The organism is Pseudomonas sp. K5002, from assembly GCF_013386655.1.
Taxonomy (GTDB): Bacteria; Pseudomonadota; Gammaproteobacteria; order Pseudomonadales; family Pseudomonadaceae; genus Aquipseudomonas.
This window is the reverse complement of the sequence record NZ_JACARK010001257.1, coordinates 1-426: the sequence shown is the minus strand read 5'-3', so window position 1 is coordinate 426 and position 426 is coordinate 1. Positions and strand designations below refer to the sequence as shown.

The window sequence follows — 426 nt, the reverse complement described above, 5'->3', positions numbered from 1 at the left end:
GCCGATGAAGTGCGCAACCTCGCATCGCGCACCCGTCAGGCCACGGATGAGATTTCCGGGATGATCCAGAGTATCCAGCAGGAAACCGGCAACGCCATCAGCACCATGGAGCAAGGCAACGTGCTGATGCAGGAAGGCCTGGCTCGCAACGCTGACGTCGCCTCTGCGCTGGCGCGGATCGACGAGCAAAGCCGCTCGGCGGGCCAGCAGTTTGCGGCCATTACCACAGCGACCCAGGAGCAGAGCAGCACGGCGACCCTGCTGAGCAGCAACTTGCAGAGCATCGCCCTGGCCAACAGCGAGCAGCGTGAAGTGGTGTCCAACCTTGCGATCACCGCCAAGGAACTGGAGACCCTGGCGGCGGGCTTGCGGCATGAGGTTGACCGGTTTCGTTGATTGACTGTTCGGGCCTCATCGCGGGCAAGC

Annotated in this window: 1 protein-coding gene; it reads left to right on the top strand. The window is 63.4% G+C overall.

Annotation, left to right across the window (positions count from 1 at the left end):
• Positions 1-396 (top strand): methyl-accepting chemotaxis protein (locus tag HX846_RS35465; protein ID WP_178967273.1); only part of this gene is annotated, 396 nt, incomplete at its 5' end.
• Positions 397-426 lie beyond the last annotated feature (30 nt).